Raw genomic sequence first — 19,015 nt, 5'->3', positions numbered from 1 at the left:
TTATGCCAGTATATATAAAAGGATTGTTCCCAAAATGTTGTTGTTGCGATTTCGATACAAATATACTAAAATATATTTGCAAACTACTCACAATCTATTTTCTTCCGTTCACCCCTTAAAATTTCCGGTTCGGTATATTTAAGAGTCATCGGCTGAAGATAGGCTTTATTTTTGTGTCTATACAAATACAAAATATAAGACACACATGTTTAAATCTATCGTCCGGTTCTCAATACGTAAAAAGTTATTTGTAGCCTTAACTACTTTTTTTCTGTTACTGGGGGGAATTTATGCCATGCTTACTTTGCCCGTAGATGCAGTTCCCGATATTACCAATAATCAGGTTCAGATAGTGACGGTTTCACCAACTTTGGCACCGCAAGAGGTCGAACAGTTGATAACTTTTCCTATAGAAATAGCAATGAGTAATATCATGAATGTGAAGGAGATCCGTTCGGTGTCGCGCTTCGGGCTATCTCTTGTAACAGTCGTGTTTGAAGAAGATGTTCCGACTCTGGCGGCACGCCAGTTGATCAACGAACAGATACAGACAGTAATCGATGAAATTCCGTCAGAGTTGGGTACACCTGAACTTATGCCCATAACTACAGGGCTGGGGGAGATATATCAATATGTGTTAAATGTAGCACCTGGTTACGAAGACAAGTATGATGCAATGGAATTGCGTACGATACAAGATTGGATTGTGAAGCGACATTTATCAGGTATTCCCGGTATTGTCGAGATCAATAGCTTCGGGGGATATATGAAACAGTACGAAGTTGCAGTTGATCCGGATGCTTTGTATGCAATGGATATAACTATAGGTGATGTGTATACTGCCCTACAAAGTAATAATCAAAATACAGGTGGCAGCTATATCGAAAAGGTCAATCGAGCTTATTATATCCGGAGCGAAGGTATGATCGAGGATATAAGCGATATAGAGCAGATTGTTGTTGCTAATCGTGGAGGTATACCTATACATATAGATGCGATAGGCAGTGTAAGGTTTGGCTCACCGAAACGTTTCGGCGCAATGACAAAAGACGGAAAAGGAGAATGTGTAGGCGGTATAGCCATGATGCTGAAAGGGGCAAATGCAAGTGCAGTTACTAAAGAATTGGAATCCAGAGTGGAGAAAGTTCAAAAACTACTGCCGGAAGGAGTTACTATAGAACCTTATCTTAACCGTTCCGAATTAGTAACCCGAAATATCTCTACCGTTATCTTTAATCTTATTGAAGGGGCGTTGATTGTGTTTCTGGTACTTATCATTTTTTTAGGAAATGTACGTGCCGGACTGATTGTTGCTTCCGTGATACCTCTTTCTATGCTTTTTGGCTTTATACTGATGCGCTTGTTCGGTGTTTCGGCTAATCTGATGAGTCTAGGGGCTATAGATTTTGGTATAGTGGTGGATGGCTCGATTGTAATAGTAGAGGGTATACTCGCTTATATATACAGTAGCCGGTTAGCAGGGCGCACACTGACCCCGCAACAAATGGATGCGGAAGTAGAAGCCGGTGCCGGAGAGGTTGTACGCAGTGCAACGTTTGCTGTGTTGATCATACTTATTGTGTTTTTCCCGATTCTTACTTTGACAGGAATTGAAGGGAAATACTTTACCCCAATGGCAAAGACTCTTGTTTTTTGCATCATCGGCGCGCTGATTCTTTCTCTGACTTATGTACCGATGATGGCATCTCTGTTCCTAAAACGTACTATCAACAATAAGCTGACTTTTGCAGATCGTTTTTTCAATAAATTGAATAGTATTTATAAACGGGTACTGAATAAGTCTATCCGTTTTGCAGGATTAACCGTAATTATAGCTTTTACAGCTTTAGGGGCTTCTCTTCTTCTTTTCAATCGTCTTGGGGCAGAGTTTATTCCGACATTGGATGAGGGGGATTTTGCCATGCAGATGACTTTACCTGCCGGAAGTTCCCTTTCTAGAAGCATTGAAATTGCAGACCAGGCTGAAAAAATACTTTTGAAAAATTTTCCTGAGATAAAGCATGTGGTCTCTAAAATAGGAACAGCTGAAGTACCTACCGATCCTATGGCTGTAGAAGATGCAGATATTATGATTATAATGAAGCCTTTCAAAGAATGGACTACTGCAGATAGCCGGGCCGAAATGGTAGAAAAGATGAAAGAGTCATTGGATATTATTCCTGATGTCGAATTTAATTTCAGCCAACCGATTCAGCTGAGATTTAATGAGTTGATGAGTGGAACAAAAGCCGATATTGCCATAAAGCTTTATGGAGAAGATACTGAGGAACTTTATAAGAAAGCAAAAGAAGCGGCACGATTTGTAGAGCAAGTACCCGGAGCAGCCGATGTATTAGTTGAACAGACAATGGGATTACCTCAATTGATAGTGAAATATGACCGGGCTAAAATAGCCCGGTATGGAATGAATATTGAAGAATTAAATACAATAATAAGAACTGCATATGCAGGAGAAGCAGCAGGTGTTGTTTTTGAGAATGAAAGGAGGTTCGACCTTGTGGTACGTTTGAATAATGATAAAGTGCCCGAATTGAATCTGGACAAATTATATGTACGGGCAGCAGAAGGCAGCCTGATCCCTGTTACTGAGGTTGCGGATGTTGAATACCGTTCGGGACCATTGCAAATCAATAGGGATGCAACCAAAAGACGTATTGTTATAGGGGTAAATGTCCGCGATGGCGATATCCAGAATGTCGTAGAACAAATACAAACCACTTTAGATGAGAATATGAAACTTAAGCCGGGATATTATTTCGAATATGGCGGTCAATTCGAAAATCTGCAGAATGCAATATCTACATTAACCGTAGTAATACCGGTAGCGCTGATGCTGATTTTACTCTTACTGTTTTTTGCATTCAGGAGTATTGTGTATACACTCGTTATATTTACAACTGTACCCCTTTCATTAATTGGGGGAATATTGGCTCTATGGTTAAGAGACCTTCCATTCAGTATATCTGCCGGGGTAGGATTCATTGCTCTCTTTGGTGTTGCAGTTTTGAATGGTATTTTGATGATAAATCACTTTAATGCCCTGCGTATGAAAAACCGTTATGCACTATCTACTCACAAAATAATAGAGAAGGGCTGCCCTCATTTGCTGCGTCCTGTTTTCCTTACCGGTCTTGTAGCCTCACTAGGATTTGTGCCTATGGCAATAGCCACATCCGCAGGTGCTGAAGTGCAACGCCCATTGGCGACAGTGGTAATCGGTGGACTTATTATATCAACATTGTTGACCCTAATTATTATACCGGTTCTTTATCGTACAGTAAACAGTACGGTAGTATGGAAAAGAAAAGGATGGTACAAAAAGATTTTTGCCGGTTTGATCTTGCTGATATTACCCTATTTAGGAATAAATGCTCAGGTAAAGGTAACATTGGATCAGGCTGTTTCTATGGCTTTGGAAAATCATCCTCGCTTAACATCGGCTAATGCTTCCATTGAGCGGACAAAGGCAATGCGGGGAGAAGCTTGGGAAATTCCTGCCACGTCTTTTTCTTACTCATGGGGGCAGTTGAATGGGACTGATAAGAACGATAATGAATTTCAGATTAATCAGTCATTCGGTTCTTTATTAACTCCTTATTATAAGAATGCTTTGGTATCTAAACAGGTAACAACAGGTGAGAATTATAAAGAAATTGTAAAAAAAGAAATTATAGCCGAAGTAAAACGTGCTTGGGTAAATTATCTGTATGTAACTCATCAGTTATCGTTGTACGAGGAGCAGAATGAATGGATTCAACGGCTACGGAAAGCTACACAACTGAGATATGAGCAAGGAGATATTACCTTGCTGGATAGAAACTCGGCTACGGCACTTTCCGCAGATATGTCTACACGTTTGCTACAGACACAGGAAGAATTACGTATTGCAACCCGTCGTCTTGCATGGGTGTGTTATTCGGAAACTGATTTAATACCGGCAGATACGGCTTTTGTAGAAGTTCCGTTGGATATGTTTCCGATAAAATCCCTTTCTCTGTCGCATATAAATTATCTTGAAAGTTTATCCGCAGAGAAAGCGGCTCAGATAAGCATAGAAAAGAGTCGTTTTTTTCCGGAAATCTCTTTAGGATATTCAAGGCAAAAAATTGCTCCGCTGACAGGTCTTGATTCGTGGACTGTAGGGATATCAATTCCTTTGTTTTTCAATCAGCAGAAAAGCCGTATCAAACAGGCGAAGATAGATTATTATATTTCTACAATTGAAAATGAGTATCAAAAGAAAGAGTTTTCGAACAAAATAGACGAACTTTTAGCCCGTGCTAAACAGCAGAAAGAGAGTGTCGATTATTATCGGAAGGGTGCGTTACCCGAAGCCGATGCTCTGATGCAAAGTGCGTCACTCCAATTCTATGAAAGTGATACTGACATAATGCAGTTTATTCAGAGTTTTAATACCGTAAGAGACATAAAATTAGGGTATCTGGAAGCTTTATACAATTATAATGTCTCTTTGCTCGAATTGGAATTATATACAAAATAGAAAGAAGATTCAGTGCTTTTTATCTGTTTTGAAATCATTTAATACTTACAATTTCTTAAAATATGATCATATGAAAATGAAATATAAACTTTTGCCCGTAATATGTCTGATACTTCTGGCTTGCCAATCTAATGAAAAAGCAACAGACAATAAAGCTCTGTCAACAGTAAAAGAGGAGGTGGTTGCTGAAACAGAGGAAGTAGCAGATCAGGATGAAACAGCAGAAAAAATGGTATCACCTGAAAATGTATCTCTGAACGGAACTATTATAGTTTCTCCTCAAAATCATGCCTCTGTGACTATAATGATGGGAGGAACTTTGCGGTCTATCAGTTTCTTACCGGGAGAGTATGTCAATAAGGGAAGTGTGATCGCTAAGCTCGAAAATCCGGAATTTATAAATTTGCAGCAGAATTATCTGGAATCGGCAGCACAGTTAGAATTTTTAGAAACTGAGTATAATCGGCAGAAGACACTAAGTGAACAGGAAGCTGCATCAAAGAAACGCTTTCAGGAGAGTAAAGCGGATTATCTTTCGATGAAATCAAAGAAAGCCGCTGCTGCCGCACAACTAAGAATATTAGGAATATCTCCCGAAAATATTGAAAAAAGCGGCATCATACAATCTCTATTGATAACAGCGCCGATTAGCGGATATATTACCGGGACTAAAGCGAATCTGGGTAAATATATTAATTCGGGAGAAGCTATTTGTGAGATCGTGAACAAGAGCCAGACCATGCTTTGTTTAACAGCTTATGAAAAAGATCTCGAATATCTTTCGGCTGGAAGTCCGGTTACATTTCGGGCTAATAGCCTTGGCAATATCATGTTTGATGCCACAGTGATATCTATAGGGCAGGAAATTGATCCGGTAAGCCGCTCATTAAATGTATATGCTAAGGTAAATAATTCGAATACAGGATTTCGCCCCGGTATGTATGTTACGGCACAGATAAAAAAGAAATAAAAACTATCTTTGTTTAATGCAACTTATCAGTAAAAATAAATATGTTTTGCTATTAGCGGGTATATCGCTGATAGTAGCCATCTTGATGCATTTACCGGAGATAATTACCCTGATAGACAATGATCCGGATAATCTTTTTTACGGAATGTCGAGGGTTGATGTGTTTAGCGAAGTTGTTTTTACTATTGTATCGTTATTACTGTTATTTGGGTTGAGTATATTTATATTTAATCTTAACGGTATAACTAAACTGATGAGTTGGAAAAAGACTTGTTATACCTTGATCCTTGTTTGGTTTTTGAGTGGTTTGCTTTCGCGGTTGTTTTTCTATATGCATACATTAGGACTTTTTCCTGCGGTGGAGGCTATCGCGCATAATTATCTTCACCCTCTGCGCGATTTTGTTATTGCTCTAATTGTTGTGGGCAGTAGCTATATTATTTTCCTGATAAGGCATAATCAGCGGATACAAGCCGACTACCAGGCTTTGCAGGCTGAAAGCCTTATCAATAAATATGAGGCTCTAAAAAATCAATTGAATCCTCATATGATGTTTAATTCGCTAAATACCTTACAGTCTTTAATACCCGATTCTCCTTCCAAGGCACAGGATTATGTACAGGAATTATCTCATGTGTTACGCTATACATTACAGGAAAACCAGAATCAAAGCGTGACTGTACGGGAAGAAATGGAATTTGTACAGTCTTTTATTTTTTTATTGAAGATGCGTTATGAAGATAATCTGATATTCAATGTACGAATTGATCGAGCATACGAAGACTGCCTTATACCACCTATGGCTATACAATTATTAATAGAGAATGCTGTAAAACATAACGAGATAAGTAACCGTAATCCCTTATCCATAAATATCGAAACAACAGAAGACCATCTTATCGTAAGTAATCGGATACAACCCAAACGTACACCTTATAACGGCTTGGGGATAGGGCTGTCTAATTTGGATAAACGTTATCAGTTGATGTTCCGGAAAGAGATCGATATAAAAAAGGATAATCAGTTTTTTTCTGTAGCAATACCTTTAATATAATATGAATGCTATTATTATAGAAGATGAAAAAGCAGCTGTACGTAATCTTACAACACTTCTTGCGGACGAGATCCCCGAATTAAAGATTATAACAGTTCTGGACAGTATCAAAGATTCGTTGGAATGGTTTGAGATGAATGAATGTCCCGAATTGGTTTTTATGGATATACATTTGGCAGATGGTTCTGCATTTGAGATATTTAAGTATGCAGATATTAAATGCCCGGTTATATTCACTACAGCATATGATGAGTATGCACTAAAAGCTTTTAAAGTTAATAGTCTCGATTATTTACTCAAACCCATTGGAAAGCAAGATATACGGAAGGCGCTGGACAAGCTAAAGAGCTTTTCTAATATTGGTCAACAACCGTTCGCCGATTATAAAGGTATTATAGACTCGTTGCTGACAAAAACAAGCTTTAGAACACATTTTCTTGTACCTGTTAAAGGTGACAAACTCTTACCGATGCCTGTAAAAGATATACTTTACTTTTATATCAGGGAAGGTATTGTTAAGGCTGTGACGACGGACGGAAAAGAGTACACATTCAGTCTTGCTATGGACGAATTGGCCGAAAGTTTAGATCCCGCAGAGTTTTTCCGTATAAACAGGCAGTATCTGATCTCAAGAAATTCTATTAAAGATATGGACTTGTGGTTTAATAACCGTTTGTCTGTCAATTTAAAGCGGAATCAAACCGAAAAGATATTGGTTAGTAAAGCCAAGGTACAAGAGTTTAAAGAGTGGTTTACCGGAAAGTCGTGAATGATGAATAAAATTATGATAATAGGTAATTGCGGTGCCGGAAAAAGTACATTGGCTAAGCAACTGGCCTATAGAACCGGCTTACCCTTAATTCATCTGGATAGAGAGTATTATGAAGCCGATTGGAAGTGTCCGGAAAAAGAGAAATGGAATGATAAAGTGTTGTCCCTAATTTCTAAACCAAGGTGGATACTGGATGGGAATTATATAAGTTCAATGGAAATAAGACTAAAAGAAGCAGATTTGATTGTCTTTTTAGATATAGATAAATGGACTTGCTTGTTCAGTGTCTTGAAACGGATTATACAAAGCAGTGGTACGCGAGATGATATGACTATCGGTTGCAAAGAGAGGCTGGATACAGAATTTCTCAGATATGTGTGGAATTATAACAGAAAGATAAGACCTCGTGTGTATGATCTATTAGATATAAATAAAGAAGCAAAACTGGTTATATTGAAGAGCCGGAAAGAAATCAGAAGATTTATAGCTTGAAATAGCAAAGATTTAAACTAAACTAGTAGATTATCTCTATGATTACCAGATTTCTTTATTCTCTTCCTTAGTTTTCTCTAATACTACAAGATTAAGGACTGTTAAGATGTGTATATCTTGTAAATAACTGTGTTAGAGTATCTTAATATGTAATTGAGAGCTCTGTAAGCTATACTTGAGCCAAACATTTCGAATATCATCTACAGAAATCGATTTTTTTTCTTTACCTATTACTAATTCTTACGAAAGGATGTTGATGACTAATTTTACTACATGTATTTCAGGGGTTTGGATAATGCCATTCTAAAGAATAGATTTCGTCTTGTGATTTCTTGCCATGCTCACACACTGAGTTAATTTTGCTTAATTTTAGGTAATTGTAAATATTTACATATATTTGTAAATATTTACAATTACTAATTAACATAATGTCTAATCGAAAATGAAAGCACAATCTAAAACTTTCATCTTATTTATTATTTCTTTTTTCATCGTTTTTTATTCATGTGAATATGTTAGTGATGATGTTTATAACGTTGATATAAAGCAGAAGTCTGATAGTATAGATATAAATATAAATCTTGCAAATGTTAATCCGAATGATACAATTATCATATATGAAAGAACCAAGCTATATTATCGTGTTGATTCTAAGGGAAAGAATATTCTGAAGAATGTAATAAGTATAGATTCGGAATTTGAATATGTGGAAGACTATATAGTTTTATATCCGAAGGCTTATGATAACTCGGTTCATAAATTAACTGTTGATGTTGAATTAAAAAGTCATACGGGAAGTATTAGTGATTTACTCGGATATGAAAAATATGTTGGAAAATATGAATACTATGTTAAATTTATAAAGTTAACAGAGGAATTTGAAGTTAATCTTCAAGGAGGATTTTCGGAGGAAGGTTTCTTGAAACTGCATTGGGAAAAACCAATACTTGATAACGCATATATTTTGAAATATACTCTTTCTTTTTTGAATGATGTAAAAGGAGAATATGATCAGATAGAAATAGCTGACCCTGATATAACTAGTTTTATTGATAGGAGCTATTTCTGGGGACATCGAACCTATACTCTATCAGTCGAATATAAAAATAAAGATGTAAACTATATTAATTCGGAGACATTTTACTTTATACCTAAATATAAAGAGTTGGAAGATCCTGTATTTAAATATGAGATTATAGATAATGAGACGATGCGTGTGTATTGGGATTTGACTAATTATAATTGTAAATATTTACTAATAGATGCAAATGGAGAGCAGAACCAACTTGCATATAATCAAAAAAGTATTGTTATACAGCGCTTCAGATTTCCGGCTGATGCTAATAGATTTACATTTTATATGTTACCTTATGATCTGCCTTATGAACAATATGATAAAGGTATTGCAATTGGGGTTAATTTATCTTATGCTGAGGGGCAAATGACTGCACCTTTGGCCTTGAATATGAAGAAAAATGAATATTATTTCTATGATCATTTTGGACAGCTTATAGTATATAACATCTCCAATTTTAGCCTGAAAAAGCGTTATACTCTACCTGAAATTAATGGTTATAATAAGACTGCCATTGCATCTAATGAAACAACCTCACAGATAGCTATCTATAAATATACATGGCCTACTCCTACCTCCACGTATAATATTTATATATACAGTAATAACCGTTATGAAGAACCGTTTGTCCTGGCAGATAAACTGATAGAAGATAATCTTTATTTAACAGATAATTATCGATTGTTTTTTACAGAATTGGAGTTTAATAGTGATTTAACAGAATTAATAAATAAATGTTATGCTTATAATTCGCAGAATGGGGATTTAATTTATTCTATTGAATTAATGGGGAGAGAATCAAATATAAGTATATCCCGCGATGGAAAATATTTGAGTGAAGTTTATAAAGGACATTTGAAAATTTATGAGTTAAGAGAATCTTCTGCTCAGTTAATTTATAACTATACTAATGATAATTACAGGTACTCTTTATGTCAATTTAGCTCTGTAAACCCTCACGAACTGCTTTTAGGTGGGGGGGATAATTTTTTAGTATTTGACATTCCATCTCTTACTCAAAAGGTTAATGTAAAAGGTGATTTTGTTGCCCAAGATCCGGTAAATGGTAATATGGTTATCTTAGATAAAGATTATACTGAAAACTTTATTGCAAATATATATGATAAGGATTTGTCAAGGATTATGGGACGGTTGCCCCTAAATAAATTTGATGGATCTTGGTATTTTTTAAATAATCGGTTGATTTATGCTGATTTTCAAACATATTATATCGATCTTACTAATTATATAAAGTAATAATGTCAATGAGAAACATATTTGTTCTAACCAGCTTTGTTATACTCTTTTTGCTGGGAGGCTGTGAATATAATAATGAAGAGTCATATCATAATGATGTTCAGAAGCCTGAGGATATTACAATTGATATAAATCTGGATGGGATATCCAATGGGCAGACCATTTATATATATGCGCCAACAAAATTGCATTATTTATACGACTTTAAGTCTAAAAATATATTGGAGCATGAAATAAAGCTAGGTAATGAGATAATACAGCCGGATTCGGATGGAATAATAGAAATTAATCCAGAGAGATACTCGGATAATGAAGAGATACAGCTTACGATAAAAGTAGAGCTAGCAACAGGAAGTAATAGTATTGCTGAGAAATTAGGATATGAGAAATATGTTGGAGATTATAATTATAAGATCAAAATATCTAAAAATGCGAGCTTTACATTGGACTTTAAAGACGAGATCACTGATGAAAGATATTTAAAGGTATTCTGGGCGCTGCCTCCTCTGGAGCAAGTTGAGGTAGATTACTATGATGTGTTTTATCGTGATGAAAATGGTACTGAAAAAAAGGTAACTACTATTACAGATCCTACTCAGACTTTCTTTATTGACGAAAGTTATACATCCGGATATAGGAGATATCTGGTAATGCCTTATTTTAAAAATGACCGAATGGTATGGCAGTATAATTATTATACAAAACAGGACGATTATCCATCATATAATATAGTTTCTGAACCGATAGGTCTTAATAAAATAAAAGTGACATGGGGTGATAACAAATACAGATGCCGATATGCTTTGGAGTATTTAGATGGTACTATAATAGATTGTGGAGAAAAAACTGAGATTGAGATTGAACACAATTATTCTTTTCCCGTCCATCTGGATGTGAAATTACACACTATTCCACTTGATTTTACAGGATCTATAGAAAGAACCCCATACTCTATGCAAAATATTACATCTAAAAAGATAGGAAATATTCGTTATCCTATGGACTTTGATTTTAACTTGAAGGATTCACAACTTTATGTTTATGACGAAGGAAAACTTTTATCTGTTGATCTAAAAGAAATGCAGATATTAAGGAGTAGATCTGTGTTGACTCTGTGGGACTGGGGTAAAAAAAATCTTGCTTATTCTAATTATTTAGAAAAACTGGTTTTTGCAGAACATGAAAAATTTATGATTCTGAATAAGGGTTTAGATTCAATATCTACTGTTCATGCAAAATTGACTCAGGGAACGCAAGTTACTGTTTATTCTATTCTATGTTTAAGTAAAGATAATAGAGTTGTAACTTGTGAATCGGGAAATTCAGGTAAAACATTGAAGATTTATGATATTTCTACTAATAAGTTTATGTATAGTGAACAACTTGGATATGGTCCTGCTTTTTTATCTAAGGATGGAGATATACTTTGTAGTATGGCAGGGTTAGCTATTGGATATAAAGTGGGACAAACAGAACTTCAAGTAATAAGTAAAACAAAAGTAGATCTCTCTAAATATAAAGATAGTTTCTTTAGTCAGTTTCAAAATGAGATTTTGTATATGATAGAGGATGATAATTTTTATAAACTAAATATTGTAACGGGAGAAAGAATAGGGCCAATAAATGGAAAATTTATAACTGAAGACCCATTTACCGGAAATATTGTATTGGAGAGAGAAAATGAGATGGTGACTATTATGAACTTTCAACTAGATAGAACTCTATTGACTTTGCCTGCCATAACTAATATTCAGCCGAGGTTATACGATAATATTTTGTTGAATGCGTTTAGTGGAGCTCTTTATTATTTAGACTTGAAACCCTACATCAAAAATTAAACTGTATTATTTAGAAAAACTTTTTATAACCATTTTATGCAATGTTAAAGCTAAGAATAATGAAGAAAATAGTTTTGTTATCTGTACTTATTGTTATTTGTTCAACTCTGAAAGCTCAGTTAACTGTTGGATATTCTTTCGGATATGCGACTTATAATATGGGAGAGATGAAGGATATGTTGAATAGTATCCAAACTACACCTCCTGCATCAACAATTGGAGCAAAGAATATGGATGATTTTCCAGGAAACATATATAATTCTATTAATGTTGGGTATAGAATAGCAAAACATGAATTTGGAATCAAAGGGGAGTATCACACAACAGGTGGTAAGTTATCTAAAATTGATTACTCTGGTAGCTATGAAATGAAATTCATCTTAAATGGTTATAAGGGCAGTTTTTATTACAGAAACTATTTTTATACGTTTACTTCAAACAAGGGCAAAGAATTATTTTCTCTTTTTGGTGAGATTGCGCCAGGTGTAACATTCTCTCAGGTTAAACATACTGGATATTTAATTGTTGAAGAAAACACTCTAGACTCAGAAGATGATAAATTTAATGCTAATGGAATAAGTGTATTATTACAAGCAGGCTTTAAGTATCATCTTACTTCAAATATTGGATTACAGGTCGTGTTGGGGTATGATATTTCTTCAGGATCAGAATTTAAGGAGCTTCCTTATTCTCCAAATATTAACTGGTCTGGAGTGAGACTAAACGGAGGTATTACTTATTCTTTTTAAAAAAAGAATATAAGCATTGTTTTTTGAAATGGATATCTTTTTCTAATGGAAAGAAGATTCTTTGTTGATTTCTAGAATTGTATATATTGTAATTCGATCGGTTTACTTTAATATGTTGTTTGTTGGGCTTTTATGAAATTGTATTTTCTATATAGTGTAGATTTGTCAAGAATAATTTTTCTATAGGTACTCTTTCAAATACTACGGGTGATATATATTCCTCTGCTTTTTAATATTAAATTTGTACTGAATATAATCTTATACCCTGTAATGAAAAGACTTATCTTCTTAATTCTTATATCACTATTTGCCTGTTCGTCTTATACGCAAACAAAAAGTGATTCTATATTACATGTATTAGATAAGGAGATTAAAAACAGAAGTATTTATTATTCGGCAAAAGAGAACAGAATAACAAATTTAAAGCTATCCTTATTCAATGCAGTTAGCGATAATGACAAGTTTTTTCTGAATAATGAGATCTATAATGAATATAAGTCGTATCAGTATGATTCGGCATATGTATATGCCGGTAAAACAAAATATATAGCTGATGGATTAAATAACAATGAGTTGCAAGTTAAAGCAAACTGCAATTTATTGTTTTGCTTTATGTCATCGGGCTTGTTTAAAGAAGCTGTAGATATAATAAACTCGACCAATGTACAGTCTGTATCGGATGAGTTGAAGGCTGTATATTACTCGCAGTGTGCAAGGTTATTCCTCGATCTGGTCAATTATAATACGTCTCAACCATATAAGTCCGATTATCAAAATAAAAGTGTACAATATTGCGATTCTGCTCTTTTGCATCTTTCTCCCGACTCATACGAATATCGTAATATTGTTTCTATGAAGGAGATCAACTCTAGTATAGATGAAAAAATTACTAATTACTCCAGTCTGATTAATATGCCTGGTATTGACGAGCATCAGTTAGCAATAAATGCATCGCATTTGGGTAATCTTTATATGTTTAAGAATGATATTGAGAATGCTGTATATTATATGGCCCTATCTTCGATATTGGATATAAGAACAGCAACTACAGAGACAACTTCTAAAACATCACTGGCCAGATATCTGTATAGAAAAGGGGATGTTAAAAATGCAAGCAGGTATATACAAATAGCGCTCGAAGATGCCAATTTTTATAATGCGCGCCATCGTAAAATGGATATAAATTCGATTTTGCCTATTATCGAAAACGAACGGCTGAATGCTATAGAAGAACAGCGCGACCGCCTCTCATTATCCTTATTTGTCGTCAGTGTGTTGTCCCTGTTATTTCTGGCTTTATTAGTAGTAAATTATAAGCAAAAGAAAAAACTGAAGGACGCAAAAAGGATTATTCAGGATCAGTTGGACGAATTATCGGTGTTCAACGAAAAACTGAATACGGTAAATAGCCAGTTGAAAGAGTCGAATGAAATAAAAGATCAGTATATAATTCAATCGCTATATGGTAAATCCGAGCTTTTAGATAAAACAGAAAGCCTTTTCAAAAAACTTGAGAATAAACTTAAAGCGCGTCAATATGAAGATATTTACAAGCTTCGTATCGAGTATGACTTGAAGAAGGAAAGAGAGAGTATCTTTTCATTTTTTGATTCTGCATTCTTAAAGCTGTTTCCGCATTTTATACATGACTTTAATGAGCTTTTCCCTCTGGAGGAACAAATCCGGTTAGAAGATCCTTATATACTTACCCCCGAACTGCGAATCTTTGCATTAATACGGTTGGGTATAAATGAAAATGAAAGAATTGCCAGATTCCTAAATTTATCGGTAAATACTATTTATGTCTATAAAGCTAGAATAAAGAGTAAATCCATTGTGCCTAAAGAAGAGTTTGAATATAAAATAATGCGTATAAAGAAAGGAGAGTAGAAGACCGTTTTAGAAACCTTTTATGGTCTGATTCGATCTTAATTTTTATTTTGTATATTGTGCGTAAGTTGTTTGTTTGTAGGAATGTATTCTGTTTAACATTTCTTATTCCGGGTTAATCAGTCGTTTTTGATGCGATCCTTTTATTTCTTTGTTTTAGGTAATCTATAAAACAATAATAAAAACATACTATGAATAAGTATCTCTCTCTGTTATTTGCGTTTTTTTTCATCGGAAGTACATTGTCGGCTCAGGTCTTAACGTCTCCTGATAATAATCTTATTTTGACATTCGAACTGAATGATAATGGAACTCCTGTATACAATCTTCGATATAAAGGAAAGACTGTCATGGAAAAAAGTAAGATGGGGTTTGTTATTAACAATGCTCCCCGTCCTTTTTCCGAAGGATTCTCTGTTATAAGTGTTAGTAACGGATCGTCAGACCAAACTTGGAATCCTGTTTGGGGAGAGAATAAAGAGATAAGAGATCATCATAACGAAATGTTGGTGTCACTTATTCAAAAAGGGACGAATTGGAAGCTTGATATTCGCTTTCGCTTGTTTGATGATGGTCTCGGATTCCGTTACGAGTTTCCGGTTCAGGAGCAACTACGTCACTTTATTATAAAAGACGAGAAAACAGAATTTAACCTTGCAGGCGATGGTAAAGCATTTTGGATACCTGCTGATTATGATACAAATGAGTTTCCGGTAACAACATCGAAACTTACGGAAGTAGCGGGGTTGATAGATAACGTACGAAAAGAACCTCTGGCAGCTAAAGCCCCATCGTCCAGCCTTGCCGTCCAGACACCTTTGATGATTAAAACGGATAATGGTTTATATATCAATATACACGAAGCTGCGTTGGTTAACTATCCGGCAATGCACCTGAATGTGGATGATAAAACATTCTCATTGAGCGCACATCTTACTCCCGATAAGAACGGGAACAAAGCATATTTTCAAACCGGAGCGACTACTCCTTGGCGCACAATTATTGTAAGTGATGATGCCCGCGATATCTTAAGTTCTAATCTGATATTAAACCTGAATGAACCTTGCGATTTTGAAGATGTGTCGTGGATTAAGCCTATGAAATACGTTGGTGTATGGTGGGAGTACTTTACGGGAGGTGGTTCTACGTGGGCATATACCAGTTATTGGGATGTTGTTATAGGTAAAACAGATTATTCTAAACTAAAACCGAACGGACATCACGGTGCAAATACAAATCATGTAAAAGACTATATTGATTTTGCTTCGAAAAATGGTTTTGACGCGGTTCTGGTCGAAGGTTGGAATGAAGGTTGGGAAGATAATACAGCTTACATGAAAGAATCTATTTACAGCTTTACAAAGCCTTATCCTGATTTCGATGTAAAAGAAATACATCGTTATGCAGCGGAAAAAGGCGTGAAGGTGATAATGCATCATGAAACAACATCCTCTGTAATTAATTACGAACGCCAATTACACGATGCGTTCAGGTTTATGGTTGATAATGGATACAATTCGGTGAAAACAGGTTATGTAGGCCCTATAATTCCACGTAGCGAATATCACGACGGGCAGTGGATGGTAAATCATTATAGCTATGTGGTAAAGACAGCCGCTGATTATAAAATCATGGTAAACTCGCATGAGGCTGCTCGTCCGACCGGATTATGCAGGACTTATCCGAATTGGCTCGCTCAGGAATCAGCTCGTGGAACGGAATTCGAATCGTTTAACGGAAATTCACCCGATCATACAACAATACTACCTTTTACAAGGCTTGTGGGAGGGCCTATGGATTATACACCCGGAATTTTTCAGGGCGATTTGTCTGTATATGGCTCCAATAAGGCGAAATTAAGTACTACATTAGTTAAACAACTGGCATTGTATGTAACGATGTATAGTCCATTGCAAATGGCTGCCGATCTGAAAGAAAATTACGAAAGATTCCCCGATGCTTTCCAATTCATTAAAGATGTAGCTGTGGATTGGGACAATACATATATTTTGGAAGCAGAGCCGGGCGATTATATAACTATTGCCCGTAAAGCAAGAAATAGAAACGAATGGTTTGTCGGGGGTATCACTGACGAAAATAGCAGGGAAGCTATTATCGATTGCTCTTTTTTGCCTGTAAATAAGAAATACGAGGCTATAATCTATGCTGACGGAAAGGATGCCAGCTGGAAAACGAATCCCCAGAGTTATACTATCTCGAAGAAAGTGATAGATAGTAAAACGAAATTGAAACAGAGATTAGCTCCGGGTGGAGGCATTGCCATCAGTATAAAAGAAATAAAATGAAAAAGACTCTCTTAATATATCTACTTATACTGGCTGGTCTGGGTTCAATAAAGTCTCAGAATCCATGGGTAATAGAAGCCGATAAAATAGATCCGGCAAACTATTATGGAATAAGCGTTTCTAATGGTATGATAGGAGTTGTATCTTCTCCGGAACCTTTGAAAGTAAAGGAAGTTATATTAGCAGGAGTATACGACTATTATGGGAGAGGGCGTACAAGTAATTTTCTGCCTAATTTTAACTTACTCGATCTGAATTTATCTATAGGCTGGGAAAATGTAAATGGATCGAACATATCTAATTTTAAGCAAAGGTTGGATATGAAAACCGGAATGTTCACAGCTTCTTTTGATTTCAAGGATATCGCTTCGGTCGAATATTCTTATTATGCTTTGCGTCATTTGCCATACAATGTAATGATGGATGTGAAAGTGACTTCGCTGAAGGATACCCATCTGGTTGTGGAGAATGTGCTGAAAACTCCATCAGCTTTGCGTGACAATCAACTATATTATAATGAGATAAATCCGTCGCATGCATATCTCCCGTTACTTACCTCGATAGCCAAAAGCCCGTCGGGGAAAATTACGATTGCCGCCACGAATACATTTTTGTTCAATGAAGAACATAGTAAAGAACCTCGGGTCTTGCATGAGATACGGGATAATGATTCGCATTTGATGAAATTTGTAAAAGAAGTAAAAGCAAACAAACCTTACAGCTTTACTTTGGTTGGGACGCTCATTTCTTCGGAACATATAAATGATCCGTATAATCAGGCTGAGCGTTTAGCCATATATGCAGGATTGCAGGGACACGATGATCTGCTTGCACGGCACTGCGCCGAATGGGAAAAACTCTGGAAGAGTGATATTATTATAGAAGGAGACGATCAGGCTCAACAAGATATACATAATATGATGTACCATTTGTATTCATTTACACGGGCGGGTTCGGGTTTCTCATTGTCGCCGATGGGGCTTAGCGGATTGGGATATAACGGACATGTGTTCTGGGATACAGAGATGTTTATGTTTCTTCCGTTATTGGTACTTCAACCCGAAATGGCTAAAGAGTTGATTGAATACAGATTCAATAGGCTTGATGCAGCAAAGCGGAATGCTTTGTCATATGGATATAAAGGAGCAATGTATCCGTGGGAAAGTGCTTCGAGTGGAGAGGAGGAGACTCCGGTATGGGCATTGTCGGGTACTTACGAGCATCATATCACCGGCGATGTCGCTTTTGCCGCGTGGCATTACTATCTGGCAACACAAGATAAGACGTGGCTGAGAGAAAAAGGGTGGGCTATACTTAAAAATACAGCGGATTTCTGGGTAAGCCGCGTTAGCCGTAAGGGTGCGAAATACGAGATAAAAAATGTGGTATGTGCAGATGAATGGGCTGAGAATGTTGATAATAATGCCTATACAAATGCTATTGCCAAGTTAAACCTGTTGTATGCATATGAGTGTGCAAAAGTATTAGATCTGCCGCAACAAAATGAGTGGCTGGATATTGCCAGTAACTTAGTTTTTTCTACAATGGAAAATGGTGTTACCCGCGAACATGATACTTATACCGGTCAAAACATAAAACAGGCAGATGTTAATCTTCTGGCGTATCCGCTTAAAGTTATAGCAGACAAAGATCAGATAAGACGGGACTTGAAGTATTACGAGGCAAAGGTTCCGGAAAAAGATACCCCGGCAATGACTCAGGCTATCTTTTCTCTATTGTATAGCCGTTTGGGAGATGCTGATAGCGCAAACAAATGGTTCAACGATTCGTACAAGCCTAATCTGTTACCTCCCTTCCGGGTAATGGCAGAAACGAAAGGTGGCACTAATCCTTATTTTATTACAGGAGCCGGAGGGGTTTTACAAACTGTGATAATGGGATTTGGTGGGATCGATATTCTGCCTGATGGAAAGATTGTACAACAAAAAACTGCGATGCCGTCTCATTGGAAAAAGCTGGTTATCAGTAATATTGGGAAAGAGAAGAAAACTTTTGTTATTTCAAAGTGATGTTTCTTCAGTTATAATATAAGAAGAGCTGACAGAAATCAATCTGCCAGCCCTCTTTCA

11 protein-coding genes are annotated in these 19,015 nt (G+C 36.0%); all 11 read left to right on the top strand.

Annotation, left to right across the window (positions count from 1 at the left end):
* Window positions 1-205 precede the first annotated feature (205 nt).
* The 11 genes from BUC12_RS03585 to BUC12_RS03535 all read left to right on the top strand — a co-directional run bounded on the left by BUC12_RS03585 (window position 206) and on the right by BUC12_RS03535 (window position 18,955).
* Window positions 206-4,522 (top strand): CusA/CzcA family heavy metal efflux RND transporter, encoded by a 4,317-nt coding sequence (locus BUC12_RS03585; RefSeq protein ID WP_062176827.1) that lies wholly within the window; start codon window positions 206-208, stop codon window positions 4,520-4,522.
* A gap of 76 nt (window positions 4,523-4,598) precedes the next feature.
* Window positions 4,599-5,492 (top strand): efflux RND transporter periplasmic adaptor subunit, encoded by an 894-nt coding sequence (locus BUC12_RS03580; RefSeq protein WP_062177052.1) that lies wholly within the window; start codon window positions 4,599-4,601, stop codon window positions 5,490-5,492.
* 16 nt (window positions 5,493-5,508) lie between these two features.
* Entirely contained in the window at window positions 5,509-6,546 is a 1,038-nt protein-coding gene (locus BUC12_RS03575) for a sensor histidine kinase (RefSeq protein WP_062176831.1), read from the top strand.
* 1 nt (window position 6,547) lies between these two features.
* Window positions 6,548-7,315: a LytR/AlgR family response regulator transcription factor gene (locus BUC12_RS03570; protein WP_062176834.1), complete on the top strand. Its 768-nt coding sequence runs from the start codon at window positions 6,548-6,550 to the stop codon at window positions 7,313-7,315.
* Window positions 7,316-7,330: 15 nt separating this feature from the next.
* A complete protein-coding gene (locus BUC12_RS03565; protein ID WP_157257497.1) occupies window positions 7,331-7,810 on the top strand; it encodes a P-loop NTPase family protein in 480 nt (159 codons plus the stop codon).
* 442 nt (window positions 7,811-8,252) lie between these two features.
* Window positions 8,253-10,142 carry a hypothetical protein gene (locus BUC12_RS03560; protein WP_062176839.1) on the top strand — a complete coding sequence of 630 codons (1,890 nt, stop codon included), beginning with the start codon at window positions 8,253-8,255 and terminating at the stop codon, window positions 10,140-10,142.
* Window positions 10,143-10,150: 8 nt separating this feature from the next.
* Complete coding sequence (locus tag BUC12_RS03555) at window positions 10,151-11,980, top strand: hypothetical protein (protein WP_073357282.1); 1,830 nt, start codon at window positions 10,151-10,153, stop codon at window positions 11,978-11,980.
* A 59-nt stretch (window positions 11,981-12,039) separates the two neighbouring features.
* The gene (locus BUC12_RS03550; protein WP_062176845.1) at window positions 12,040-12,729 is read left to right on the top strand and encodes a hypothetical protein; all 690 of its coding nucleotides are present in this window, start codon (window positions 12,040-12,042) and stop codon (window positions 12,727-12,729) included.
* 270 nt (window positions 12,730-12,999) lie between these two features.
* The gene (locus BUC12_RS03545) at window positions 13,000-14,619 is read left to right on the top strand and encodes a DUF6377 domain-containing protein (RefSeq protein ID WP_062177056.1); all 1,620 of its coding nucleotides are present in this window, start codon (window positions 13,000-13,002) and stop codon (window positions 14,617-14,619) included.
* A 191-nt stretch (window positions 14,620-14,810) separates the two neighbouring features.
* Complete coding sequence (locus tag BUC12_RS03540) at window positions 14,811-16,925, top strand: glycoside hydrolase family 97 protein (protein ID WP_062176849.1); 2,115 nt, start codon at window positions 14,811-14,813, stop codon at window positions 16,923-16,925.
* Entirely contained in the window at window positions 16,922-18,955 is a 2,034-nt protein-coding gene (locus tag BUC12_RS03535; protein ID WP_062176852.1) for a glycoside hydrolase family 65 protein, read from the top strand. Before BUC12_RS03540 ends, BUC12_RS03535 begins: the two co-directional genes overlap by 4 nt.
* The last annotated feature ends 60 nt before the right edge of the window (window positions 18,956-19,015 follow it).

This window comes from Indolivaga macrotermitis (assembly GCF_900128985.1).
Taxonomy (GTDB): Bacteria; Bacteroidota; Bacteroidia; order Bacteroidales; family Dysgonomonadaceae; genus Dysgonomonas_A; species Dysgonomonas_A macrotermitis.
Note: the sequence above shows the minus strand (reverse complement) of the source record. Positions and strands in the feature narration are given on the sequence as shown.